Annotated in this window: 20 protein-coding genes; 8 read left to right on the forward strand and 12 right to left on the reverse strand. The window is 69.2% G+C overall.

Translation table 11 applies throughout. The features are described 5' to 3' along the window. Positions 1–14: 14 nt before the first annotated feature. The gene (locus ACMGFG_RS03340) at positions 15–1,766 is read left to right on the forward strand and encodes a MutS-related protein (protein ID WP_436928938.1); all 1,752 of its coding nucleotides are present in this window, start codon (positions 15–17) and stop codon (positions 1,764–1,766) included. Positions 1,767–1,773: 7 nt separating this feature from the next. On the opposite strand, the gene ACMGFG_RS03345 is transcribed toward ACMGFG_RS03340, so the two are convergent. From ACMGFG_RS03345 to ACMGFG_RS03355, 3 genes are all read right to left on the reverse strand, one after another. Beyond that, complete coding sequence (locus ACMGFG_RS03345) at positions 1,774–1,941, reverse strand: hypothetical protein (protein WP_436928939.1); 168 nt, start codon at positions 1,939–1,941, stop codon at positions 1,774–1,776. A 134-nt stretch (positions 1,942–2,075) separates the two neighbouring features. Then, positions 2,076–2,384 (reverse strand): hypothetical protein, encoded by a 309-nt coding sequence (locus tag ACMGFG_RS03350; protein ID WP_436928940.1) that lies wholly within the window; start codon positions 2,382–2,384, stop codon positions 2,076–2,078. 356 nt (positions 2,385–2,740) lie between these two features. Then, positions 2,741–2,908, reverse strand: coding sequence for a hypothetical protein (locus tag ACMGFG_RS03355; RefSeq protein ID WP_436928941.1), 168 nt, complete (start codon positions 2,906–2,908; stop codon positions 2,741–2,743). Between the two features lie 143 nt (positions 2,909–3,051). Here ACMGFG_RS03355 and ACMGFG_RS03360 point away from each other — a divergent pair, with 143 nt between their 5' ends. After that, positions 3,052–3,282: a hypothetical protein gene (locus tag ACMGFG_RS03360; RefSeq protein WP_436928942.1), complete on the forward strand. Its 231-nt coding sequence runs from the start codon at positions 3,052–3,054 to the stop codon at positions 3,280–3,282. Between the two features lie 43 nt (positions 3,283–3,325). Here the strand turns inward: ACMGFG_RS03360 and ACMGFG_RS03365 are convergent, their stop codons facing one another. The 4 genes from ACMGFG_RS03365 to ACMGFG_RS03380 all read right to left on the reverse strand — a co-directional run bounded on the left by ACMGFG_RS03365 (position 3,326) and on the right by ACMGFG_RS03380 (position 7,732). Further along, on the reverse strand, positions 3,326–3,637 hold the full coding sequence (locus ACMGFG_RS03365) for a CGCGG family putative rSAM-modified RiPP protein (RefSeq protein ID WP_436928943.1): 312 nt from the start codon (positions 3,635–3,637) through the stop codon (positions 3,326–3,328). 68 nt (positions 3,638–3,705) lie between these two features. Further along, complete coding sequence (locus ACMGFG_RS03370) at positions 3,706–5,658, reverse strand: DEAD/DEAH box helicase (protein WP_436928944.1); 1,953 nt, start codon at positions 5,656–5,658, stop codon at positions 3,706–3,708. 354 nt (positions 5,659–6,012) lie between these two features. Further along, the gene (locus tag ACMGFG_RS03375; RefSeq protein ID WP_436928945.1) at positions 6,013–6,777 is read right to left on the reverse strand and encodes an IclR family transcriptional regulator; all 765 of its coding nucleotides are present in this window, start codon (positions 6,775–6,777) and stop codon (positions 6,013–6,015) included. A gap of 94 nt (positions 6,778–6,871) precedes the next feature. Continuing rightward, positions 6,872–7,732, reverse strand: a complete 861-nt coding sequence (locus ACMGFG_RS03380; protein WP_436928946.1) for a fumarylacetoacetate hydrolase family protein — start codon at positions 7,730–7,732, stop codon at positions 6,872–6,874. Between the two features lie 233 nt (positions 7,733–7,965). Between ACMGFG_RS03380 and ACMGFG_RS03385 the strand changes: the two genes are divergently transcribed. Next, positions 7,966–8,931, forward strand: a complete 966-nt coding sequence (locus ACMGFG_RS03385) for a sugar phosphate isomerase/epimerase family protein (RefSeq protein ID WP_436928947.1) — start codon at positions 7,966–7,968, stop codon at positions 8,929–8,931. Positions 8,932–8,935: 4 nt separating this feature from the next. Then, positions 8,936–10,090, forward strand: coding sequence for a Gfo/Idh/MocA family protein (locus ACMGFG_RS03390; protein WP_436928948.1), 1,155 nt, complete (start codon positions 8,936–8,938; stop codon positions 10,088–10,090). 395 nt (positions 10,091–10,485) lie between these two features. Here ACMGFG_RS03390 and ACMGFG_RS03395 read toward each other — a convergent pair whose 3' ends face one another. Continuing rightward, entirely contained in the window at positions 10,486–12,192 is a 1,707-nt protein-coding gene (locus tag ACMGFG_RS03395) for a glycoside hydrolase family 2 TIM barrel-domain containing protein (protein WP_436928949.1), read from the reverse strand. 88 nt (positions 12,193–12,280) lie between these two features. On the opposite strand from ACMGFG_RS03395, the gene ACMGFG_RS03400 reads away from it, so the two are divergent. Both ACMGFG_RS03400 and ACMGFG_RS03405 read left to right on the forward strand, forming a co-directional pair. Further along, the gene (locus ACMGFG_RS03400) at positions 12,281–14,434 is read left to right on the forward strand and encodes a periplasmic substrate-binding domain-containing protein (RefSeq protein ID WP_436928950.1); all 2,154 of its coding nucleotides are present in this window, start codon (positions 12,281–12,283) and stop codon (positions 14,432–14,434) included. Between the two features lie 75 nt (positions 14,435–14,509). After that, complete coding sequence (locus ACMGFG_RS03405; protein WP_436928951.1) at positions 14,510–14,752, forward strand: DUF8074 family membrane protein; 243 nt, start codon at positions 14,510–14,512, stop codon at positions 14,750–14,752. A gap of 30 nt (positions 14,753–14,782) precedes the next feature. Here ACMGFG_RS03405 and ACMGFG_RS03410 read toward each other — a convergent pair whose 3' ends face one another. Continuing rightward, positions 14,783–15,532, reverse strand: coding sequence for a ThuA domain-containing protein (locus ACMGFG_RS03410; RefSeq protein WP_436928952.1), 750 nt, complete (start codon positions 15,530–15,532; stop codon positions 14,783–14,785). A 173-nt stretch (positions 15,533–15,705) separates the two neighbouring features. Here ACMGFG_RS03410 and ACMGFG_RS03415 point away from each other — a divergent pair, with 173 nt between their 5' ends. Continuing rightward, positions 15,706–17,490, forward strand: coding sequence for a glycoside hydrolase family 9 protein (locus tag ACMGFG_RS03415; RefSeq protein WP_436928953.1), 1,785 nt, complete (start codon positions 15,706–15,708; stop codon positions 17,488–17,490). Positions 17,491–17,532: 42 nt separating this feature from the next. Here the strand turns inward: ACMGFG_RS03415 and ACMGFG_RS03420 are convergent, their stop codons facing one another. Beyond that, the gene (locus tag ACMGFG_RS03420; RefSeq protein ID WP_436928954.1) at positions 17,533–18,540 is read right to left on the reverse strand and encodes an LLM class flavin-dependent oxidoreductase; all 1,008 of its coding nucleotides are present in this window, start codon (positions 18,538–18,540) and stop codon (positions 17,533–17,535) included. A gap of 593 nt (positions 18,541–19,133) precedes the next feature. Next, complete coding sequence (locus tag ACMGFG_RS03425; RefSeq protein ID WP_436928955.1) at positions 19,134–21,602, reverse strand: glycoside hydrolase family 31 protein; 2,469 nt, start codon at positions 21,600–21,602, stop codon at positions 19,134–19,136. 167 nt (positions 21,603–21,769) lie between these two features. On the opposite strand from ACMGFG_RS03425, the gene ACMGFG_RS03430 reads away from it, so the two are divergent. Beyond that, positions 21,770–22,753 carry an endo-1,4-beta-xylanase gene (locus ACMGFG_RS03430; RefSeq protein WP_436928956.1) on the forward strand — a complete coding sequence of 328 codons (984 nt, stop codon included), beginning with the start codon at positions 21,770–21,772 and terminating at the stop codon, positions 22,751–22,753. Positions 22,754–23,071: 318 nt separating this feature from the next. Here the strand turns inward: ACMGFG_RS03430 and gfo6 are convergent, their stop codons facing one another. Continuing rightward, on the reverse strand, positions 23,072–24,139 hold the full coding sequence (gene gfo6 / locus ACMGFG_RS03435; RefSeq protein ID WP_436928957.1) for a D-xylose 1-dehydrogenase Gfo6: 1,068 nt from the start codon (positions 24,137–24,139) through the stop codon (positions 23,072–23,074). Between the last annotated feature and the right edge of the window lie 52 nt (positions 24,140–24,191).

The raw sequence follows: 24,191 nt of genomic DNA on the forward strand, positions 1-24,191 counted from the left end.
GCCACCCACCGGGCATGCGACTGGAGGACTACTGGGGTATCGGGCCGAAGACCCGGGACCTGCTGGCCGACGAACTGGGCGTCGAGCGGGCGGTCGAGGCCATCGAGACGGCCGACACCCGCGCGCTGGTCGCGGCCGGGCTCTCGCAGGGGCGGGCGACGCGCATCCTCCGGCGGGCGCAGGGCGGCGAGGCGATGGACGTGCTCGCCACGCGGGACACCCGCGAGGTGTACAAGGAGATCCTCGACCTCGCCGGCGAGTACGCGCTGACCGAGGACGCCGCCAGCCGGATCCGCATCCTCACGCCGCTGGGCTCCCGCGAGGAGATGGCAGAGCGCATCGACCGCGTCCTCGAAGCCCGCGCGGCCTGGACCGCACTCGACGACGAGACTCGCCAGGCCGTCGAGGACGCCTTCGCCGCGGGCGACGAGGGCGGGGAACTCGCTGCGGTCCGGACCGCGCTCGCGCTCTCGGCGGCCGGCGTCTCCGAGGGCGTCTTCGAACCGATCGCCGAGCTGGACGACGAGACGCTGGACGACGCCGCGGCCGCGCTCGCCGGGCTGCAGGGCGGCGACGACCGCATCGGCGAGGGGGCCGACGACCGGCTGGACTCGCTGCGGGCGACGCTCGCGAGCGTCGAGGACATGGCGGCCACCCCCCAGGGCGTCGCCGAGGAGGTCCAGTCCGGGGCGCGGGGCGCCGACGACTTCCGCGAGACGCTCGTACGCCACGTGACGAGCGAGACGGACGTGGACGTGGCCAGGGTCCGCGAGGCGATGCCCGGCGAGGCCACCGACGCCGGCGACTTCGTGGCCGAGACGCTGCGGGCGCTCGCGGGCGACCTGCGGACCGCCGTCGAGCAACGGGAGGCCGAGGTGGCCGACCGGCTGGAGGAGACGCTCGAATCGGCCCGCGAGGAGATCGACGCCGCCGTCACCGCCGTCGACGACGTGGCGCTGTACGTCTCGCTCGCGCGATTCGCCGACGAGTTCGACCTCCAGCGGCCCACGTTCGTCGACCGCGAGACGGTCGCCGTCGAGAACGCTCGGAACCTCTCGCTGGTCGCGGGCGGGGCCTCGGTCCAGCCGGTCACCTACGCCGTCGGCGACCACGACCTCGACGTGGCGGCGGCGTCGGCCCCGCCGCGTGACCACCGCGTCGCGGTCCTGACAGGGGCCAACAGCGGCGGGAAGACGACCCTGCTGGAGACGCTCTGTCAGGTCCAGTTGCTCGCCCAGATGGGGCTGCCGGTCCCCGCCGACAGCGCCGAGGTCGGCGTGGTCGATACCGTCGTCTTCCACCGCCGCCACGCCAGCTTCAACGCGGGCGTCCTGGAGTCGACGCTGCGCTCGGTCGTGCCGCCGCTGACCGACGAGGGCCGGACGCTGATGCTCGTCGACGAGTTCGAGGCGATCACCGAACCGGGCAGCGCCGCGGACCTGCTCCACGGGCTCGTCCGCCTGAGCGTCGACCGCGGCGCGCTGGGCGTGTTCGTCACCCACCTCGCCGACGACCTGGAACCGCTGCCGCCGGAGGCCCGCGTCGACGGCATCTTCGCGGAGGGGCTGACCCCGGACCTGGACCTGGAGGTCGACTACCAGCCCCGCTTCGAGACGGTCGGTCGCTCGACCCCGGAGTTCATCGTCTCCCGGCTGGTCGCCAACGCCGGCGACCGGGGCGAGCGGGCGGGCTTCGAGACGCTCGCCGAAGCCGTAGGGGAAGAGGCCGTCCAGCGGACCCTCTCGGACGCCCGCTGGTCGCCCTGAGCCGTTCTCAGACCGCCGTCGTCGGCAGTAGTTCGCCGTCCGACGGGTCGTCCTCGGACTGCGTCCCGTCCTCCGATTCGTCGGCTTCGCTCTCGCCGATCGCCTCGCCGTCCGCCGAGCGGTGTCGCGACTCGTCGTCCCGCGACGCGTACTCCGGCGCGATGATGCACAACATGGCTCTCACCAGACTCCCCGGCGGGGATCGAACCCGCCGCTCCGGCCGTCTGCCGGCGTCACTCCGCTGTGACTGCGGGGAGCGAAGGACCGGGGCGACCCCGCCGCGAGGTCGCCGTCGGTAGTTGCCGCCGTTCACGCCTCGGCCGCCTCGGCAACCTGGACGCTCGCTTCCATGATACCGAAGCCGTCTTCGAGGGTCTCCCGAACGGCGCCGGGGTCGACCTCGTGGTCGGGGAGGACGACCCAGACCGTGGCGGTGACGCGGATGTCAGTCGCGCGCGGCGTCACGTCGGTCACGCCGGTGACCTCGGCCGTCTCGACGCCCGCCGCGTCGGCGACGACCGTCCGGACGCCGCTCTCCAGGTCCGCCATCGTGTCCCGGGGGACCCACAGGTCGATCTCCGCCGTCGCTTCCACCTGGGTTGTGGCATGGACTGCCATACGACGCCCGGCGCGAGTCGAACGCGCCGCCCGCTGCCTCCGAGGGGCGTCCGAAGCGCAGTGATGCCTCTGGCCGGCACAGCTGGCGCTGGTTCACCCTCGCGCCCGACCGGCGAGCCGGCGAGGCCGGCCCGCGAGGTCACCGTCGGATCGGCGACCGGCCGGACGGGCGCGAGTCTGAGGGGGGCTGAGCGTATCGTGACTGCAGCGTCGTGGAGACGGGACCGTCGAGACTTCGGAGTCTGGCGTCAGGCGGGACGGACCCGTGGCCACGACGCGGTTGTCACAGGAAGAGCCCGGAGAGGCTCGAACCGACAGCCGTCACCGGACTGGGAGCCCGGGCGGCCTGCGGACCTTCACGCGGCGATGGGTTCGAGCATGCGGTCGACCCCGTCGAACCGAACCCGCGCAGGAGTCCGATTGCCGTCGCCCACCGGCGCATCGGCGGACACGGCGGACCCGGCGTCGGGGCAGGCCGAGCCGTCGGCCCCTGCGGACGCCGGATACGCGCTGAGTTCGGTCATGGTCGGGATCACCGCTCGTCTGGGAGCGTACCCGATACGTCTACACGGATTTATATTAAATTTTTTGCAGGTATGGCAGTCATTGACACGCGAGACCTCTCGGGAGGGTCACATTTATCCCCGTCATCGCCGAAGTAACCGGTATGCAGAAACGGATCAAACGCGTCCTGAGCCGTGCTCGCTACGCAGCCATCGGCGCCGCCGTCGGTGCCGGGATCGGCGGCCTCGTCGGCCGCAACGCCGCCAGCACCGGCGGCGCCCTCGGCGCTATCGTCGGCGCGACGATCGGCGAGAAGCGGGTCTCGGTCGACTCGTTCATCGACGACGTGAAGGAGAAGCGCGCCGAACGCGAGGAACTCGCCGCGGAGGAGTAGCGCCGGACTGGCGGCCGGACGGCCCGCCCGCCGCCGTGCTGTTCTAAACTGCCTGTTCGACGTGTGCGCGGACGACGTGGCCGCCACAGCCGCACTGCTCGACGTACTCGTAGTCGATAGCGTCGCCGAAGTACTCCTCCAGCACGTCGTAGAGATACGTCTCCGGGTGGCCGTGTTCGCCGTGGGTCACGAGGTTGACGTGGTTTCCGGGAGCCGTGTGTTCGACGGCGTCGAGCGCCTGCGAGACGACGAGGTCGCGGTCCTCCGCGTGGTGGGGTTTCTCCAGGTTCGCGGACCAGGAGTTGTCGTGGACGCGGTCGGTCACCGGCTCCACGTCGTCGTGGCTGACGGACATACCGTTTCGTAGGAGTCGCTCACGCGAACCCCTGTCGGCGAACATGTTCCCGTGTCCCGGGCCGGTCCTCAGGCGAGACTCGTGTCGTCGTCTTCCCCGGCCGATTCGTCGTCCCCATCGGTCGGTTCCTCCGGTTCCGCCTCGCCGTCCGCGTCCGCGTCTTCGGAGTCGTCTTCGCCGTCGTCGGGCGCGTCGACGGTGCGCTCCCGTACCTGCACGCCCTTGCCGGCGAGGTAGCGCATCTGTCGGCGGGCGAACTCCTCCTCGCGGGCGCCCTGCGTCGCCAGGACGTACATCAGCGCCCGCCCCGCGGGGCGCATCGTCCGGCCGGCGCGCTGGGTGCCCTGCCGCCGGGACCCGCCCAGTCCCGACGCGACGATGGCCAGCGAGGCGTCGGGGAGGTCGATCCCCTCGTCGCCGACCCGCGAGACGACCAGCGTGTCCAGCGCCCCCTCGCGGAACTGCTCGAACTTCCGGGCGCGCTCGTGGTGGGGGGTGTCGCCGCTGATGAACGGGGCGTCCAGCGCCGCGGCCAGCTCGCGGCCCTGGTCGAGGTAGTCGACGAACACCAGCGCCTTCTGCTCGGGGTGCTCCCGGAGGATCCGCCGCGTCTCCTCGACCTTCGCGGGGTTCGAGGCGGCGATCTGGCGCCGTTCGTGGCCCTCGCTGCCCACGTACTCGTTGCGGTGGTCGTCGTCGGTCCACGGGACGTAGCGGATCTCGACGGTGGGTTCGGCGACGAACCCCTCGTCGAACAGCGCGTCCCAGTCGGTGCCGATGGGCGGCCCGATCAGCGTGAAGATCTCCTCCTGCAGGTCGTCCTCGCGGACGGGCGACGCCGAGAGGCCGAGCCGGTGGCGGGTCTGGAGGTTCGCGCTCCGGCGGTACACGTCGCTGGGGACGTGCTGGACCTCGTCGTAGACGATGAGTCCCCACTCCCGGGAGTCGAACAGGTGCCGGTGGCGGTCCATCCCCGCGGTCTGGTAGGTGGCGACCGTGACGGGCCGTACGTCCTTCTTCCCGCCGTGGTACTCGCCGACCTGGGTCTCGTCCAGCGTCGTATGCGCGAGCAGCTCGTCGCGCCACTGCCGGACGAGTTCGCGGCTGGGGACCAGGATCAGGGTCTCCCCGCCAACGCGCTCGACGATCCCCATCGCCGCGACGGTCTTGCCGCTCCCGGGCGGTCCGACGAGCACGCCCGACTTGGTCTCCATGAACCGACTCACCCAGTCGTGCTGGTACTCGCGCAGGTCGAGGTTGAGGGAGAGATCGAGCGGGTCGCCCGACTCCAGGTCCCGCTCGTCCTGGACGGGGTAGCCCGCCTCGTAGAGGATCCGCTTGACCTCGGCGGTGGCCTCCTCGGCGACCCAGCTCTCCGTGTCGGAGATCGGCGCCCGGAGGTGCTCGTCGCCGAGCTTCTGCCGGGCGACGTTGCCCATCAGGTTCTCCGTCGCCGCCTCGAGGACGACGTAGCCGTCCTCGTGGGTCTTCAGGGTGAACTGGTGGGCACGCTTCCACTGGTCGCCGATCCACTCCTCCAGGTCGGGATACCGCTGGGGCAGCACGTCCCGGACCGTCCCGAGCAGTCCCTTCAGGTCCTCGTAGGGGGCCTGCCACACGTCGGAGTCGTCGATCTCGTAGACGTACCCCTGGTCCCCGTTGGTGTCGACCAGCCGCGCGAACTGCGAGAGCTGGGCGCGCGTGAACTGCGCGGGTCGGTCGACGACGATCTGGCGGCGGTCCGGGAAGACGACGAACCGCTCGCGGTCGGCGTAGTCGGTCCATTCCGCCGGGTACCACACCGTCGGGTCCTGGGACACGTCCCGGCTCACCACCGACCCCTCCCGTTCGAGGTCGGCGAGCCACGACTCGACGGTCTCGCGGGATTCCTCGACGTTGCGGGCGACCTCCTCGGTCGTCAACACCGGGTTGCCCGCCGCCTCGACCGCCTCGTGGAACCGGTCCAGCGACGGCTTCCCCTGGTCGTCTGTCACGCTCACCGCTTGGCGACGCCGCGACAAGGGGGTTTCGTCTGCCGGCGCCCGCACCGGCCGTCACCGGCTCCAAACTGTCGAATCTAAATACTACTCATCGATCCGTCTTAGGCCAGGATCGAGACGGACTGACTTCGTACCGGTCCAGGTCGAACGTTTCCGGGTTAGAGCCGACAGTGCGCCCGAAAATCGGTTCGGAAAGCACCAGGGGGCTGTGTCACGACGGTTCGGTCCGCGATATCGTAGAGTGTCGGAGACGCCGTCGAAACGCCCCGTATCGGGGGTCGACGCCGACCGGGGTCCGATCGTGATTACGGCGCCGAGAAATGCGCTGGAACCGTCATGTACGAGAAGTAGACAGGGAACGGATAGATAGCCGAGTTACGAGTAAGTGACGTTGAGTTCGAGGACGTTGGCGGTTTCGAGGACGCGCTTGGGGAGTTCCTCGCGGAAGCGGTGGTCCTCGAAGCGGTGGGAGGGGCCGGAGACGGAGATGGCGCCGAGGACGCGGTCGTCGTTGCTGAGGACGGGCGCGGCGACGCAGCGCAGGCCCGAGAGGCGTTCCTCGTCGTCGAACGCGACGCCGCGCTCGCGGATCTCGGCGAGGTTCTCGAACAGTTCGTCGCGGTCGGTGACGGTGCGCTCGGTCGTCTCGGGAAGGCCGTGGCGGTCGATGATCTCGTCGACGCGCTCCTCCGAGAGGTGTGCGAGGATGGCCTTGCCCAGCGCGGTGCTGTGGAGACAGACCCGGTTGCCGACGTGTTCTTTCACGCGGACGGCGTTCTCGCCGCGGGTCCGGTAGAGGTACGTGCCCTTGCCGTGTTCCTCGACGAGCAGGTTACAGAGCTCGCCGGTCTCGTCGGCCAGCCGGTCGAGCTCCGGCCGGGCGATCTCGAAGATCTGCGACTGGTTGCGGGCGTACGCGCCGTGTTCGAGAAAGCGGAGGCCGATGCGGTACTCGTCGTCGTCCTTGACGACGTAGGCCTCCTGTTCGAGCGTGCTGAGGTAGTTGTGGACCGTACTCTTGGGCAGGTCCAGGTGCGTCGACAGCTCCGTCACGCCCGCGCCCCCGAGCTCCTGCAGCCCACCGATGATCCGGAAGGTGCGTTCGACCGATTTCACCGTGTTCCGCGCGGTCTGCGCCATACCCGGAGCCAATACACTGGGCGGTAATAACCGTTCTGCAATCGCAAACGGTCGTTCAGAAGTTCACTCGGAACCGAGCCAATCTTCGAAGCCGTCAGACCGTCGTGACCGGGTTCGTCAGCGTCCCGATGTCCTCGATATCGATCTCGACGAGGTCGCCCTCGCGGAGGGTGAAATCGCCCTCCGGAACGAGGGCCGTTCCGGTCATCAGAACGGTCAGGTCGGGGACGACGTTGTGGCGGGTGAGATAGGAGGTCAGTTCCTCGCAGGTGCGGACCATCTCGCCGGTGTTGGTCGTGCCGTCGTAGACGACCTCGCCGTCGCGGTGGATCTGCATCGTCATCTCCAGGTCGTGGGGGTCGTCGACCTCGCTCGCCGAGGCCACGCAGGGACCGAGCGCGGCACAGCGCTCGTAGACCTTCGCCTGGGGGAGGTACAGCGGGTTCTCGCCCTCGATCGAGCGGCTGGACATGTCGTTGCCGATGGTGAACCCGACGATCTCGCCCTGGTAGAGGACGACCGCGAGTTCCGGCTCGGGTGTGTCCCAGGTCGAGTCACCGCGGATGCCGACGTGGTCGTCCGGGCCGACCGTCCGGCTGGGCGTCGCCTTGAAGAAGACCTCCGGGCGCTCGCTCTCGTAGACGTCGATGTACACGTCGGGTTTGTCGCTCTCCTCCTGGCGGGCCTCCTCGCTGATCTGGTAGGTGACGCCGGAGGCCCACACCTCGGGCGGTTCGACGGGCAGGACGAGGTCGTCGTCGTCGATCTCGATCTCCTCGGCGTCGTCGAGGTAGGCCTCGGCGGCCTCGTCGAGGCCGTGGCGCGTCTCGTCGGCCGCGAGCAGTTCGACGACCGTCGACGGACCGCCGGGCGCGCTCGTCAGGTCGTATGCGTCGTCTCCGTCGGACACTACCAGCCGCTCGTCGTCCCCGCGCGTCACTCGAAAGTATCTCATGCTACTGACTGTGATGGCCAGCCAGTATTTAGTTTTGCCGGGCGACGGCCGGCCGCGCGAATCGCGACACCACGACCCCGGTCGCCGCCCCGTCGACTCCGACCGTCGAGGCGTCCCGGCGAGCGTCGACACTCCGCGAACGGGCCGAATCACCCCGGCAAGACCGCCCGGGGCCGCGGCGAGGGGCACCGCCATCGCAAGAGTTTTTGAGCGTTCGAGAGAGGTGAACACACATGGACGTAGGTGTGCTGACCGTGGCACTCGGCGGCGAATCGATCGACGACGCGTTCGCGTACCTGGCCGACCAGGGCGTCGACGCGGTGGAACTGGGCTGTGGCGGGTTCGTCGGCGACGACCACCTCCCGCGCGAGGCGTATCTCGACGACGAGGACGCCCAGGCCGAACTGCAGGACCTGCTCGACGAGCACGACCTGTACGTCTCGGCGCTGGCGACCCACAACAACCCGCTGCACCCCGACGACGAGCGGGCAGAGCGGGCCGACACGGAACTCCGGGAGGCCATCGAGCTGGCCGACCAGCTCGGTGTCGACGCCGTGACGACCTTTTCGGGACTGCCCGCCGGCAGCCCCGCGGGCGAGGTGCCCAACTGGATTACTGCGCCGTGGCCCAACGAGCACCACGAGGCCCACGAGTACCAGTGGGAGGTCGCCGAGGAGTACTGGTCGGACATCGCCGAGCACGCGAAAGCCCACGACGTGTACGTCGGCATCGAGATGCACCCCAACATGCTGGTCTACGAACCGACCGGCATGCTCGAACTCCGCGAGCGCACCAACGAGTACATCGGCGCGAACTTCGACCCGTCGCACCTGTTCTGGCAGGGCATCGACATCACCGAGGCCATCCGCTTCCTCGGCGAGGAGGACGCCATCCACCACTTCCACGCCAAGGACACGAAGGTCTACGAGTCTAACTCCCGCGTCAAGGGCGTCCTCGACACCGAACCCTACACGGAGGAGCCGGACCGTTCGTGGCTCTTCCGCTCTATCGGCTACGGTCACGGCGAGGAGTTCTGGAAGGACGTGGTGTCGACGCTGCGGATGGTCGACTACGACGGCGCCCTCTCCATCGAGCACGAGGACTCGCTGACCTCGCCCAACGAGGGGCTGGAGAAGGCCATCGACGTGCTCCAGCGCTCCGTCTTCGAGACGACCCCCGGCGACGCCTACTGGGCCTGAAACCATGAGTGACGAACCACTCTCCGTCGGCGTGCTCGGCTACCGCTTCATGGGCAAGGCCCACGCCAACGCGCTTGCGCGCCTCCCGATGTTCTTTCCGGAGGCCCCCGAGGTCGAGCGCGACGTGATCGTCGGCCGCGACGAGGAGGCGCTGGCCGAGGCGGCCGACCAGCTGGGATTCGAGCGGTACGCGACCGACTGGGAAGACGTGGTCGAGGAGGTGGACGTGTTCTACAACCTCGGGCCGAACAACGTCCACGCCGACCCCTCCATCGCCGCGCTCGAAGCGGACACGCACGTCTTCTGTGAGAAACCGCTGGCGCACACCCTCGAAGACGCCGAGCGGATGCGTGACGCCGCCCGCGACTCGGACGCCACCGCGGGCATCGCCTTCAACTACCGGTTCATCCCCGCCATCCAGTACGCGAAGAACCTCATCGATGCGGGCGAACTCGGCGAGATCCACCACGTCCGCGGGCAGTATCTGCAGGACTGGCTGGTCGATCCCGAAGCACCGTGGTCCTGGCGCAACTCCGAGGAGGTCGCCGGCTCGGGCGCGCTGGGTGACCTGGGCGCCCACACCATCGACCTGGCGCGATTCCTCGTCGGCGACCGCGCGGGCGACATCGCGCGGCTGTCGGGCCACCTCCAGACGTTCGTCGACGAGCGGCCCGTCCCCGGCGGCGACGAGGGCTCGCTGGAGGGCGAGGGCGGCGGGTCGACCGAGACTCGCGAAGTGACCGTCGACGACGCCTACACGGCCCAGGCCGAGTTCGAGAGCGGCGCGATGGCCACCTTCGAGGCCTCGCGGTTCGCCAACGGCCGAAAGAACGACCACACGATCGCCATCGAGGGCTCGAAGGGCAGCCTCTCGTTCTCGCTCGAACGGCTGAACGAGCTGGAACTGCTCACCGAGGGGGATCGGGGCTTCCAGACGATCAACGTGACGGATCCCGACGACCCGTACATCGACCACTGGTGGCCCCCGGGCCACGTCATCGGCTGGGAGCACACGTTCGTCCACGAGAACTACGAGTTCCTCTCGGCCGCGGCGGCCGACGAGGCCCACTTGCCCTCCTTCGAGGACGGCTACCGCGTCCAGGAACTGCTCGCCGCCGTCGAGGAGTCCGACGACGCCGGCGAGTGGGTCGACGTGTAGACGAACGCGACTCCCGATCGAGACCCCAGGCGTTTTCCAGAGTCCGAAAGCCGTTCTCTCCTGCACAGCCCCAGTACGTCGATGGATCGACCGTGTTCGGCAGTGACGGAGTGAGAGGCGCGGCGATCCGTCCGACAGCGTGGTCTATCTCGACAGAACTCACCCGGGACTCTCCGGAACTGTTTCGATCGAATGACACGAGATTACAGAATTACGAGTGTAATAATTCTCACTCGATATCGAGTAAACGTTTGGAGTGGGCGGCGTTCGGCCCCGACCGGCCGAAGCGAGTGCGGCGACAGGGAACGGGCGGACGAGAGGGCCCGAACCGGCGGTGCGACGGGGACAGCGTTCGAACCGACAGTGTGACGGGGGAGGCGGTGCGAGCCGGCTGTTCAGCCGTCGTCGGCCAGCCGTTCGCGGAGGACGCGGTAGGCTTCCTTGGGCCGGCGGTACTCGTCGAGGATGCCCTTGTTGTTGTGCGTCCGCGGCCTGGTCATCGCCTGGTCGGGGTCGGTGAGCGTATCGCAGAACTGCCAGACGGTGAACCCGGCGACGTCGTCGTGCTCGCGGAACAGGTCGACGCAGTCGGCGAGCAGGTCGGCCTGGTAGGACTCGGACCACTTGCGACCCTCGTGAGTGCGCTCGCCGGGGACGGCGCCCGCGCCGAACTCGGTGACGACGATGGGCTTCTCGCCGTACTTCTCGGCGACCTCGTCGAGGAACTCCTCCCAGTCGCCGTCGCGGTACCAGCCCCAGTAGGCGTTGACCGAGAGGAAGTCACAGACCTCGAAGACCTCGTCGGTCTCGCCCTCCCAGTCGGTGTTGGAGGCGGCCGTGACGAGGCGGGAGCCGTCGACCCCGTCGACGGCCCACTTCAGCTGGCGGGTCACCTCGGCGACGGTCGGCTCCTCGTTGGCGCACTCGTTCGAGAGGCTCCAGGCGAAGATCGAGGGGTGGTGGCGGTCCCGCTCGACCATCTCCATCAGCACGCGCTGGGCGCGCTCCTGGCAGGCGACGATCGAGGCCTCGTCGACCTGCCACAGCGGGATCTCCTCGATCACCAGGACGCCCGCCTCGTCACAGAGGTCGAGAAAGCGCGGGTGGTTCGGGTAGTGCGAGCACCTGACGGCGTTACAGCCGGCCCGCCGGACGATGTCGAGGTCACGCTCCTGGACGCGGAGCGGCTGGGCCGACCCCCACTCGGGATGGGCCTCGTGGCGGTTGACGCCCGCGATCTCGACTGGTTCGCCGTTGACGAGGATCTCGCGGCCGTTCGTCGAGACGGCCCGAAAGCCGATCCGGTCGCGCAGGTCGTCGGCGAACACCTCGTCCTCGCGCTCGTCGGCCTGTTCGCCGCTCAGCCGGGCTTCGACCTCGTAGAGCGTCGGGTCCTCGGGGTCCCAGCGGTCGACATCGGGCACGTCGAACGCGAGCGTCGTCGTCCGGGCGTCCATGCCGTAGACCTCGACGGACTCGGTGACCGAGGCGTCGCCGACCGAGACGGTCAGCTCGGGTTCGGCCGGGCGGGCGCCGGTGTTGTGTAGCGTCACCTCGGCCTCGACCGCGGCCTCGTCGCCGTAGAGGTCGTACTCGACCGCGAGGTCGCGGAGGTACACGCTCGGCACGGTCTCGACGACCACTTCGCGGTGGATCCCGCCGTGGGGGAACCAGTCGGCGTCCTCGTGGGGCAGGGTCCGATCCGTGCGGGTGTTGTCCGCGCGGACGACGAGTTCGTGTTCGCCCGCGTCGAGGTCCCGGGCGAGCGCGGTGAACGGCGTGTACGCGCCCTCGTGGCTGGCAACCTCCTCGCCGTCCAGCCAGACCATCGCCTCGCGGGCGACGCCGAGGAACCTGAACAGCAGCGACCCCGGTTCCCGGAGGTCGACGGTCCGTCGATACCACGCCGGGCCGACGTAGTCGGCGTACTCGGCGTGGGCGTTCCACGAACTCGGGACGGAGATACGGTCGGCCCGCTCGCTCGGGAACGACTCGTAGTACTCGTCCTCGCGGCCCTCGTCGTCGGGGTCCGTGACGAACTCCCACGGCCCGTCGAGGGCGCGCTGGCGCCGTTCCGTCGTCGTCTCGAACGTCCGGTGCATACCCGTCTCTCGGCCACCGGCGGCGAATAAACGTTGCTACCCGTCCGGCCGAAACTTTAAGTCTGTTTGTCACTACTTCCCGCCATCGATGGCTGGCGACGCGCGCGGCCCTGGCGGGGCCGACGGTAGGGCCGGTGGTGGTAGACGGGCGGATCCCGGGCGAGTTGACAGGCGAGGGTTCATCTCGCTCGCTAGCGCGGCCGCCGCGACGGCATTGGCGGGCTGTTCGAACGAGTCCGACGACGCCGACACGACCACGGCCGGTCGGCGACCCGATGCGGACGGGCCGGTCGTGTCGGTGATGACCGGCGCACAGCCCAGCACGCTCGACATGGGGCCGAACATGAACACGCCCGCCGGCCGGCCGCACTTCGAGGGGCTCCTCCAGAGTCTCGTCCTCCCCACGCACGCGCCGTCCGGTCGTTCGCTCACGAGCGGCCACACCTGGACGGTCGACGGGTCGGAGCTGTCGGTGCCCTGCGCCGTCGAGTCCTTCGAGGTCACCGACGACGGGTCGGTCCGCTACCGCTTCGACGACCGGCTGACCTACTGGTCGGGCGAACCGCTCGACGGCCGGGCGTACTACCTGAAAGACCGGATCGAGTGGCTGGAGACGAACGGCGCGTTCCGGGAGGAGCCGTTCGGGGGCGAACTGGAGAGCGACACCCTCTATCGCCGTTCGCCGCTCGGCGGTCCGACGAATCCGGCGGCCGCGCGAGCGAACGCTCACCCGGGGATGCCGCCGCTGCCGCCCGCTTACAGCGAGCCCTGGGTCGAACGGTTCGAGGACGCGACGACGGAGGACGCGGTCAGGCAGCGGTACCTCGACTACCGCCAGGGTAAACTGAGTGCCGAGACGTTCGCCGAGGAGGGGTACGGAACCGGTCGCTACGAGGTCGGGTCGGCCGACGACGTGACCAGCGAACTGATCGAACTCCCCCACGCCCTGCGCACGAACACCGAAGTCGTCTACGCCGAACCGAGGTCGGAGTACCCCGGCCCGACCGACCGGCCGACGCTCCGGATCGTCTGCGGGGCGGCGGGGACGAGCGCGCCGCGGATGGCGGGCCTCAGTGGCGGTGGGGGCGGGGGCCGTCCGTCGGGCTCGATGTACGACCCGCGCGACTTCGTCAACGGCGACGAGATCGACTTCGGCAGGGGCGTGATCGCCGAGTCGAAGGCCGACCTCTTCCGGAAGCAGGTCCCCGACGACATCGAGCAGCTGACCACCTGGCCCAACCCCGCCGGGGGCGGCCGCCAGCTCACGTTCAACTGGGCGAACGACCACCTCCGGCGGCTGTGGGTGCGCCGCGCCATCGTCGCCGCCGCGCCGTTCGAACGGATGCGGTTCAACCAGTACGGCCGCGGGTCGACGGCGCCCTCGTCCGACGCCGGGACGTTCGGGTCGGTCGCCGAGCGCGCGCTCGGCGAGTCGTTCGTCGAGTCGCTGTACACCTACCCGCTCGCCCCGGACACGGACCTGGCGGCGCGGTGGATGCGCCGGGCCGGCTACGAGCGCGTCGACGGCCTGTGGACGGGGCCGGACGGGGAGGGGCTGTCGCTGACGCTCTCGGTCTTCTCGTCGGAGGTCGGCGACGTGCAGACGCTCGTCGCCGGCCTGGAGTCGTTCGGGGTCGCCATCGAAGTCGAACAGCTGCTCGCCGGCGGTATCTCCTACGAGGGCAACGTCGAGGCGGGCGGGTTCGACCTCCTCGTCTCGAACGTGCCGGCCGGCCGATCGGTGCTGCCGTACTACGGCGACTGGGTCTCCGTCGGGGAGAGCTGGATGGCGATGCCGCCGATCGCCGCGGCGGGCAACCCGCTGGGGAGCTGTCGCGAGGAGCCGCCGCTGGCGTCGGTCCCGGCGTCGGTGACGCTCCCGGGCGAGCCCGGCGCGCTCGCGGTCGACGGCGTCGACTACGCCGAGGCCGGGGGGAGCTACGACCACGAGGCCGGCGAGACGGTCGCCCTCTGCGAGGCGGTCGACCGGCTGCGCGACGCCGATACCGACGACGAGGGGTTCCGCGAGGCGGCCCGGCGCTGCGCTCGCTGGTACAACTACGCGGTCCCGAACTTCGTGTTCGCCGGGGACCGGGTCGGGGTCTGGGCGGAGCTGAGCGAGTTCGCGGTCGCGGCGGAGGAGGACCGCTCGCTGGGGATGAGCCGCGCGGAGCCGACGGCCCCCGTCCACTACCACGTCCAGGCGGGGACGCTCCGCCGGACCGCGGGTTCGGACGGCTGAGTCGGGTTACGGCCGCCGAAGGTACCGGAGCGAGTCGAACGCCAGTTCTTTGCACCCGGCCGCCGGAGGGCGCGTATGGGAATCGAACCGGTCGACGGGGCGGTGTTCATCTACACCTTCGGGGTGATGTTCAGCGCGCTCTGGCTCTCGACGCCCGGGGCGCCGCCGCTGAACGTCTGGGTGTTCGTCCTGTTCGGCTTCACGTCGCTCGGCTGGACCGCCTACTTCAAGTGGAAGATCGCACCGCAGTTCCGCCCCGACGAGGACGAAGAGGAGGAGGACGTGGAGACGCCGCGGCCGCCGACCGCCGAGGAGTAGGCGACCTTCCCGTCTGTTGCCTCGATCCGATCAGTGGACCGTCCGCTCGTCGGAGGTGTCGATGTCCTCGCGGGGTTCGGTGTTGCCGCCGCTGGAGGTGGCGCGGTCGTCGCTGGGCGCCGCCCACTCGGCGGCGTTGGCGAGCACGTCCTGGATCTCCTCGTTGTGGTAGACCGGGTAGGTCTCGTGGCCGGGACGGAAGTAGAAGATCCGGCCGTTCCCGCGTCGGTACGCACACCCCGAGCGGAACACCTCGCCGCCCTCGAACCAGGAGTTGAAGACGAGCGTCTCGGGCTGGGGCACGTCGAAGCGCTCGCCGTACATCTCCGCCTCGTCGAGTTCGATGCAGTCGTCGACGCCGTCGGCGATTGGGTGGCTCGGCTCGATGACCCACAGCCGCTCGCGCTCGGCGGCCTCGCGCCACTTCAGCGAACAGCTCGTCCCCATCAGCCGCTTGAACACCTTCGAGAAGTGCGCCGAGTGGAGGACGATCAGGCCCATCCCGTCGCGGACGGCCTCGACGACCCGCTCGGCGATCTCGTCGTCGACCTCGTCGTGGGCGGCGTGGCCCCACCAGGTCAGCACGTCCGTCGCGTCGAGCACGTCCTCGGTGAGGCCGTGTTCCGGGTCCTGCAGTGTGGCCGTCTCCGTGTCGAAACCCCGTTCCTCCAGGGCGTCGGCGATGGCGCCGTGGATCCCGTCGGGATAGATGTCGGCGACCGTCTCCGACTCCTGCTCGTGGACGAACTCGTTCCAGACCGTGACGCGCGTGTCGGGCATACTCGATCGGTCGCCGCCCGCACGCTTGCCCGTTCGGGTTCCGGAGAGACTGTTCGGGGACGGTCGATTTTTCGGGTAGGGTCGGCCGTAACCGCGCGGGCAACCGGCGGTACCGGAGAGTTACCCGACCAACCGCGCGCTTTTGGTCGGCGGTCGGCAACGGCCGCCAACGAATGAGCGAGTTCGAACCCGGATCCGAGCGACCCACACAGCGGGTACACGTCGACCAGGTCGGCTACCTCCCGTCCGCGCCGAAGCAGGCCGTCGTCGCCGCCGACGCCGACCGGTTCGCCGTCCGGGAGATCGGGGACGGGACTCTCGCATTCGCGAGTGGGCTCTCGGACCCCGTCGACGACCCCGACGCGGGCGAGACGGTCCGTCGCGCCGACTTCTCGCCGCTTTCCGAGCCGGGGGAGTACCGCGTCGCGGTCGGCCGGGGCGAGACAGCCGACGGCGACCTGCGGGAGACCGTCGACCGGTCGGTCCCGTTCCGCGTCGGTGCGGACGTGTACGACGGAACCCTCGCAGATACCGTCCGGCTCTACACGCTGAAGCGCTCGAACACCGCCGTCGAGGACCCCATCACCGGGCTGGACGTGCCGGCTGGCCACACCCAGGACGCCGAGGCGCGTCTGTACTTCGGCGACGCGTTCCGCGAGGAAGGCGACCGGCTGGACGTCTCCGGCGGCTGGTACGACGCCGGCGACTACGGGAAGTACGTCCCGCCGGGCGCGGTGACGGTGGGGCAGATGTTGCTGGCCTACGAGCGCTATCCCGACGCGTTCGCGGCTGGCCAGTGCGACCTGCCGGTCGAACGGTCGGCGGGTGGGGGGTCGGCAGCCGAGGGGTCGGCAGGCGAGCGACCGACGGCAGAGGGGTCGGCAGACGACGCTGAGCCCGAACTCCCCGACCTGCTCGTCGAGGCGAAGTTCGAGCTTGAGTGGCTCGAACGGATGCAGCGGGAGGACGGGGCGGTGTATCACAAGGTCGCCGCCCGCGAGTGGCCCGACATCGACGAGGCGCCGGCCGACGACGACCGCGAGCGGTACGTCTACGGGCTGTCGACGTTCGGGACCGCACAGTACGCGGCCGCGATGGCGATGGCCGCGCGGGTGTACGCCAACTGGGCCCCGACGTTCGCCGAGCGCGCCCTGGAGAACGCCCGGGCGGCCCACGACTACCTCGCGTCGAACCCCGAACCCGAGTTCCGCTTCGACGCGGGGCAGGACGACGGGTCCGGCCCCTACCGCAAGGACACCGACCGCGAGGAGCGGTTCTGGGCGACCGCCGAGCTACTGAAGACCACGGGCGACACCCGCTACGCCGACCACCTGGAGGTCCGGTTCGTCGACCTGTTCGACGCCGCTCCCCGGGCCCCGGTCTGGGACGACACGCTCTCGCTTGGCCAGTGGGCCTACCTGACCGCCGACGCCGCCGACGACGCCCGCGCCGACCGGCTCGAATCCGCCTTTCTCGAGTACGCCGACGACCTCGTCGCGGACATCGAGGCCGACGGCTACCGCTGCGGGCTCGACACGGCGGACTACCACTGGGCGTCGACCAAGCTGGCGCTCTCGAAGGGCGGGATGCTGTTGCTCGCCGACGCGATCGAACCCGACGACCGCTACGTCGCGGGCGCGCTCGACCAGTTGCACTACGCGCTCGGGCGGACGCCGACCGGTTACAGCTACGTGACCGGCCAGGGCACCCACCCGCCGCGCAACCCCCACGACCGACTGGTGGAGGGGACCGGAACCTATCTGCCGGGGATGGTCGTCAGCGGCGCCAACCGTAACGGCGACGACGAGTGTCTCGCCGAGTACATCGCGGAGACCGACGCCCCGCCCGCGAAGTGCTACGTCGACGCCACGGCGTCGTACTCGGCCAACGAGTGGGCCATCGACTACACTGCGCCTCTCTTTCTCCTCCTCAGTCACGCCCGGACGATGGCGGACTGACCGGAGCACTCTCCGGCCCGCCCGAGCCGGGTTGCCCCCGGCTTACCGGACCTGCGGCGCGACCTCGTCGCCGAACAGTTCCATCCCGCGCGTGCTCGGGAAGTCCGGGAAGATGAGCTGCAGTTTCCCGAAGCCGAGCTCGCGGATCGGCTCGATCTGCTCGGCGACCTCCGCCGGGGTGCCGATCAGGAAGTCGCCCTTCTCCCGGGCTTCTTCCGGGGTACTGAGCTGGTCGTCCACGTCCTCCTCCTCGCCCCACGGCAGCGGGAAGATCTCCTCGCACAGCCGGTCGAGTTCGTCGGGGTCCTCGCGGACGATGCAGTGGGCGAGCCACGACCGTTCGACATCCCCGGGGTCGCGGCCTTCTGCTTCGAGGTACTCGTCGAATTTTCGGGCTTTGAACTCGATCGGCTTGCCCCGCGCTCGCCCCGAGATCTCGACGTTCCACTCGTCGGCGTGGCGGGCGGCGAGCCTGAGCATCCGCGGGCCGGCGCCGCCGACGACGATCGGCGGATGGGGATCCTGGATTGGTTTCGGCTCGTTGAACGCGTCCTCGATCTCGTAGTGGTCGCCCGAGAAGTCGGGTTCGGCCTCGGTGAACATCGCCTTCACCACCTGGATCCCCTCGTCGAGCATGTCGATGCGCTGGTTGACCGGCGGGAACTCGTAGCCGTAGGCCTCGTGTTCCTCGCGGTGCCAGCCGCAGCCGAGGCCGAGCCGAGCGCGACCACCGGAGAGGTGGTCGACGGTCGTCACCATCTTCGCCAGCAGCGCGGGGTTGCGGTAGGTGATCGACCCGACGAGCGGACCGATGTCGAGGCCCGTGCCGCGCGTGCGCTCGGCGATGGCCGACAGGAGCGTCCAGACCTCGAACTCCTCGTGGCGCGGCCCGAGCATGAAGTGGTCCGGCGCCCACAGCCCTTCCAGTCCCGCGTCGACGGCCGCGTCGATGCCCGCCATCACCGTCTCCCGGTCGACGTGCTCCAGGAGCGGGGTGTCCCTGTGGACCCCCGCGCCCGCGTAGCAGCCGACCATCCAGTCGAATTGCATACAGGAGGGGTGTGTGCGAACGACTTGAGTATGGGGGTCGATGTCGTGGGAGCGGCGGGGAGGATGGTGAGCGTTCTCGATAGCGGGCGCTGAAAGCCCTCGGGTCACTCGTAAACAGTCGTCTCGACCGGAGGGGACAGCAAGCGGTGAAAACCCTCGGCCCGCTCGCTAGGGGTAATCGCGACCGCACTTGACGGTGAGTGCTGAAAGCCCTCGGCCCGCTCGCGGTCGCTGAGCGACATATCCGCGCTCTCCGCACTGCCCGCGCGGATAGGGGTCGCTCAGACGACTGAACTGCACGCGAGCGCGCCTCGCCCTTTCAGTCCGCCAGGAACCGCACAGCACCACCACGGCAACCGCCCCGCACAGTACCGCAGACGGCCACGAGCCTCCCCAGCCGATTCGCGACACGCGAGTCGCGAATCCCTCGCGCGGCTACGTCGCGCGCATGAAAGCGCGCCAACGTCAGAGCAAGCTCTGACGGCCCTCGGAATCGCAAGCGATTCCGAGACGACAGCACGCGCCGACCGCACCGCTGACAGTACCACACAACCGAATCCTTCCCTCAAGTACGCCGGAGCCGAACCGGCCGCTTATCGGTCGAGTTCGACGCTGGCCGCGCTGCCGTCGTATTGCAGCGTCGCGTCGGGATCGGCGGGTTCGACGCCGGTCCCATCGCCCTCGTCGACGACGGCCACCTCGAAGTCGCGTTCTTCCACGAGTTCCGGGAACGAGCCCTCCCGGTCTTCGACGGTCAGTTCGTCGGCGGTGTCGTCCCAGCGGATCGGGGTGAAGGCGTACTCGCCGTCCTCGTAGTCGTAGCCGTCGCCGGCGTCCTCGTAGGCGTCGAACTCGCCATCTCGACCCGGATAGACGCGCAGTTCCCACGGCGCGTCCGGTTTCTCGCCGGTGTGCTGGATCTGGGGCCCCATCGGGACGACGCTGCCGGCCTTGACGAACAGCGGCAGTTTCTCCAGGGGCGCGTCGGCGAGAATCGTCTGTCCGCCGTCGTAGCGCTCGCCCGTCCAGAAGTCGTACCAGTCGGTCCCCTCTGGGAGGTACACCGCCCGCGCCTCGGCTTTCCCGTCCAGTTCCTCGGAGTCGGGCCCGTAGTACATCGGCTCGGTGACCGGACAGACCAGCAGGGAGGGGCCGAACATGAACTGGTCGGCCACGTCGTGGGCGTCCTCGTCCTCCGGGAACTCGACGGCGAGGTGGCGGTACATCGTGTAGTCGCGGTGGGTCTCCCAGCCCGCCAGCGAGTACAGGTATGGCAGGAGGCGATACCGCAGGCGGTCGAACTTCACGAGCGTGTCGTAGGTGCGGTCGCCGGGTTCGCCGAAGCGCCACATCTCCCGGGGGGTGTCGGTGCCGTGCGACCGGAACATCGGCAGGAAGGCGCCGTACTGGAACCAGCGGACGTAGAGTTCGCGGTAGCCCAGGTCGTCGACGCCGTCGTCGAAGTCGCCGTCGGTGATCCACGAGGGCCCGTCGCCGACGAAGAAGGCGCCCACGTCGAGCGTCCACTTGGGGTTGCCCGCGGCGGTGAACTGCAGTCCGTCGGCGATCTGCTTGCGGTAGCGCTCCCACGTCGCCTCGATGTCGCCCGACCACGTGATCGCGCCGTAGCGCTGCTGGCCCGGGTACCCCGACCGGGTGAGGTTGATGACCCGTTTGTCCTCCGTGGCCGCGCGCTGGCCCTCGTACATCCCCTTCGCCTGGTGGAGCGAGTAGGTGTTGATGTAGCCCGGATCGAGCACGCGCTTGAACGCGTCCGTCGTGTGCTTCGCGAGCGCGAACGGGTCGGGCGCCGTCGGGAGCGTCCAGGTCGGGTCGTACGGCTCGGTGGAGTCGCACCACCACGCGTCGACGCCGTGGTCGAAGAGCCCCTTCTTCGCCTGGTTCCAGTAGATGTCCCGCGCCTCCCCGGAGAAAGCATCGTAATACCGTTGCTCGTTGCCCGGTGCGGGCACGTCCGCGTCGTCGAGGATGTGCCCGGCGTCGCTCATCTCGTCGTAGTTCTCCCCGGCCAGCATGTTCGGCCAGATGGAGACCATCAGTCGGACGTTGCGCTCGTGGAGCGCGTCCATCGTCGCCGACGGGTCGGGGTAGCGTCCGGGGTGGAACGACTTCTGACCCCACTGGCCCCAGTCACCCTGGGGACCGCCCCACTCCTCGAAATTGGGGTGATGGTCCTCCGTGTCGGGCCAGTACTGCCAGTCCTGGACGATACAGTCGATGGGTACCTCGCGGTCGCGGTACGCCTCGACCACCTCCACGAGTTCCTCGCCCGTCTCGTAGCGCTCCTTGGACTGGACGTAGCCGTAGGACCACTTCGGGAGCATCGTCGCCTCGCCCGTGAGTTCGCGGAAGCCCGCGATCACTTCGTCGGGGTCGCCGGCGACGACGAACACGTCGAGCGCGTCGTCGCACTCGGTCCAGACGTACGAGCCGTGCTGGTCGTCGTGGAACGTCGTCAGCGACCCCGTGTTCCACAGCATCCCGTAGCCGCCGGTCGACAGGATGGCGGGCATCGCGACCTTGGTGTTGCCCTGGTAGAGGGTCTGGGCCTCCCCGCTGTAGTCGGCGACGCCGCCCTCGTGCTGGCCGAGCCCGAGGATAGCCTCGTCGTCGTTGAATTCGAGACCGAGACGTGTCGAGTACGCCTCCCGGTCGAGGCTCTCGCGCGGTGTGGCGACCTCGTGGTCGCCGACGGTCAGGTCGTCCGGGGAGACCGGGACGAGCGACCTCCCGCCGTCCGCCGGCTCGCGGACCAGCAAGTCCCCCTCGGCGTCGCGCCACGTGAGTGCGCCCGTCTCGCGGTCGAGTTCGACCCGCAGGGCGTCGGTGACCAGTTCGTAGGTGGACTCGCGCTCGAGGAGGTCCCACTCGCCGTCGGGGTCCTGTGCGACGACCATCGGGCTCTCGGGGTCGGGGATCGACTCGCCGGCGGTGTAGACGAGCCGGACGATGTCGTCGGCGAGGACCTGCAGTTTGAGGCGCTGGTCGCCCGCGTCGAACAGCGGGCCGTCGGCGTCCCGTCGGAGGGCCGTCACGTGCATGCGCCCATCCTCAGTCGGACCGGTCTTGAGGGTTCCCCTCACGGCGGGCCGCGCCGGGATCCCCCGGACGTTTTAGTGCGGATCCGCGGCGCAGCTGCGCGGACTCCGGAATCATCTGCGAGAACGTCCCCGGTATCTTTATCGGGGAGTGCTCACCTGTTCGGGGTATGGCAGACGACGACAGACTGCGCGACGTGGCCGAGGATCGGGACTTCCAGATCGGCGCCGCGGTGGCGGCCCAGCCGCTGCGGACCGACGCCGCCTACAAGAAGATCCTTCGCAACGAGTTCAACTACGTCACCGCCGAGAACGCCCTGAAGATGGGGCCGCTCCGGCCCGATCCCGGCGTCTACGACTTTTCGGACGCGGACGCAGTCGTCGACTACGCCCGCGAACACGACCAGTCGGTCCGCGCCCACACCCTCGTCTGGCACAACCAGACGCCCGAGTGGTTCCAGGAGTGGGACTACACGACCGAGCAACTGGAGGAGTTCACGCGCGAACACGTCCACACCACCGCGGGCCGGTACCGCGACACGGTCGACACCTGGGACGTGGTCAACGAGGCCGTCGCCGACGACGGGACGATGCGCGAGAACCTCTGGTACGAGGCGTTCGGCGAGGAGTACCTCGACGACGCCTTCCGCTGGGCCAACGAGGTCGCCCCCGACACCGACCTGTACTACAACGACTACGGCGCCGACGGCGTCAACGTCAAATCCGACGCCATCTACGACCTCGTCTCCAGGATGCTGGACCGGGGCGTCCCCATCGACGGCGTCGGCCTCCAGATGCACGCGCTCCACGAGAAGCCCGGGATCGAGTCGGTCGCCGAGAACATCCGCCGGTTCAAGGACCTCGGACTGGACGTTGAGATCACCGAGTTCGACGTGGCCTACCTGCCCGACGACGACCCCGGCGACCAGGAAGCCCGCTGGGAGAAACAGGCCGACTTCTACCGCGACATCACCGAGGTCTGTCTCGACGAGGGCGTCGACACGATGATCGTCTGGGGCGTCCGCGACTCCGACTCGTGGATCCCCAACTGGTTCGAGAACCTCACCGGCGATCCCCTACTCTTTGACTCCGGCAACGACCCCAAACCGGCCTACCACGCCATCAAGGAGACGCTCGCGAACTACGAGGCGTAACGAGGGCGCGGTAGCGGGTCTTTCGACGTTGTCTTCGACGATTCTCGGTCCGAAACTACCGTTCAGTTCGTTCTGCAAACCCACTTTTTGCGACGGAGAGCTCCTCGCTCGGCCTTCGGCCTCGCTGCGGGGATCCTCCGTCGCAAAAACTTGGGGAAAAAAGACCGGACGACGCGCTCGCTTCGCTCGCTTGCGTCCGGTGAACCGCCTCGCTCACTGCGTTCGCTCGACGGATGCTCGCATGCTAAGTCCATCACCTGCACTGAGCATCCGGTGCGGGAGGAGCGCGGAGAAAATCGGGCGGCGAAACGGTGGTGGCTACAGCTCGATACGCCCGCCCGACTCGCCGGACTCGTAGATGGCGTCGACGATCCGCATGTCCTCGTAGCCGTGTTCGCCGCCGGGGCCCAGTTCCATGTCGGTCAGGACCCCCGTCGCGAAGTAGTCGAACTCCTCGACCATCTCGGAGGGTTCCGCGACCTCGACGACCTGCTCCTCGCCGCCCTTCCGGACGGTGATCGTCCGGTCGGCGTCGACGTTGAACGGCACGTCGACCCGGATACGGCCGTGGGTGCCGCCGACCTCGAAGTAGTTGTCGCCGGCGACCTGGTAGCCGGTGTCGCACTCGGCGACCGCACCGTCGGGGAACTCCATCGTGAACGCGCAGTACTTCTCCAGGCCGTCGAAGCCCTCGGGACCTTCGACGGTGGTGGCGTGGACGGCCTCCGGGTCGGCACCGAGGACAAATCTGGACGTGTTCAGCGGGTAGACGCCCAGGTCCATGAGCGGGCCGCCGCCCGCGAGGTCGGGGTTCAGCCGCCACTGGTCCATGTCCTCGCCGGCGGCGACCAGGTTGTAGGAGAACGCGCCGCGGGTGTGGACGGGGTCACCGATAGCGCCGTCCTGGACCACGTCGCGGAGCCACCGGATCGAGCGAGTCGTGTGCATCCGGTAGGCGGTCATCAGTTCGACGCCGCCCGCCTCGCAGGCTTCGACGCACTTGCGGGCGCGCTCGCCGTTCGCCTCCAGCGGTTTCTCGCAGAGCACGTCCTTGCCGAGTTCCGCGGCCGTCTCGACGTGCGGGAGATGGAGCGCGTTCGGCGTGCAGACGTAGACGGCGTCGTACGCCTCGCTCGCCTCGCCGTCGGCGTAGTCGTCGTAGGTTAGCGCGTGGGCGACGCCCGTCTCGTCGGCGACGCGCTCGGCCTTCTCCCGGTCGCCGCTGACGACGACGGTCGTCTCGCAGAACTCGGATTCCTCAATGGCCGGGATCGCCACGTCCGGGGCGAACCAGCCCAGCCCGAGGACGGCGAACCGGACGGGCCCACCGTCGACCGGGCGACTCCAGTCGCGTTCGTCGAACGAACTCGGAACGTCGATGTCCATACGACGACACACTGTATCCACCGATAAAAAGGGGGTCGGTCCCGGAAGGGAG

It is taken from the genome of Halosimplex halobium (assembly GCF_051414055.1).
GTDB classification, from domain to species: domain Archaea; phylum Halobacteriota; class Halobacteria; order Halobacteriales; family Haloarculaceae; genus Halosimplex; species Halosimplex halobium.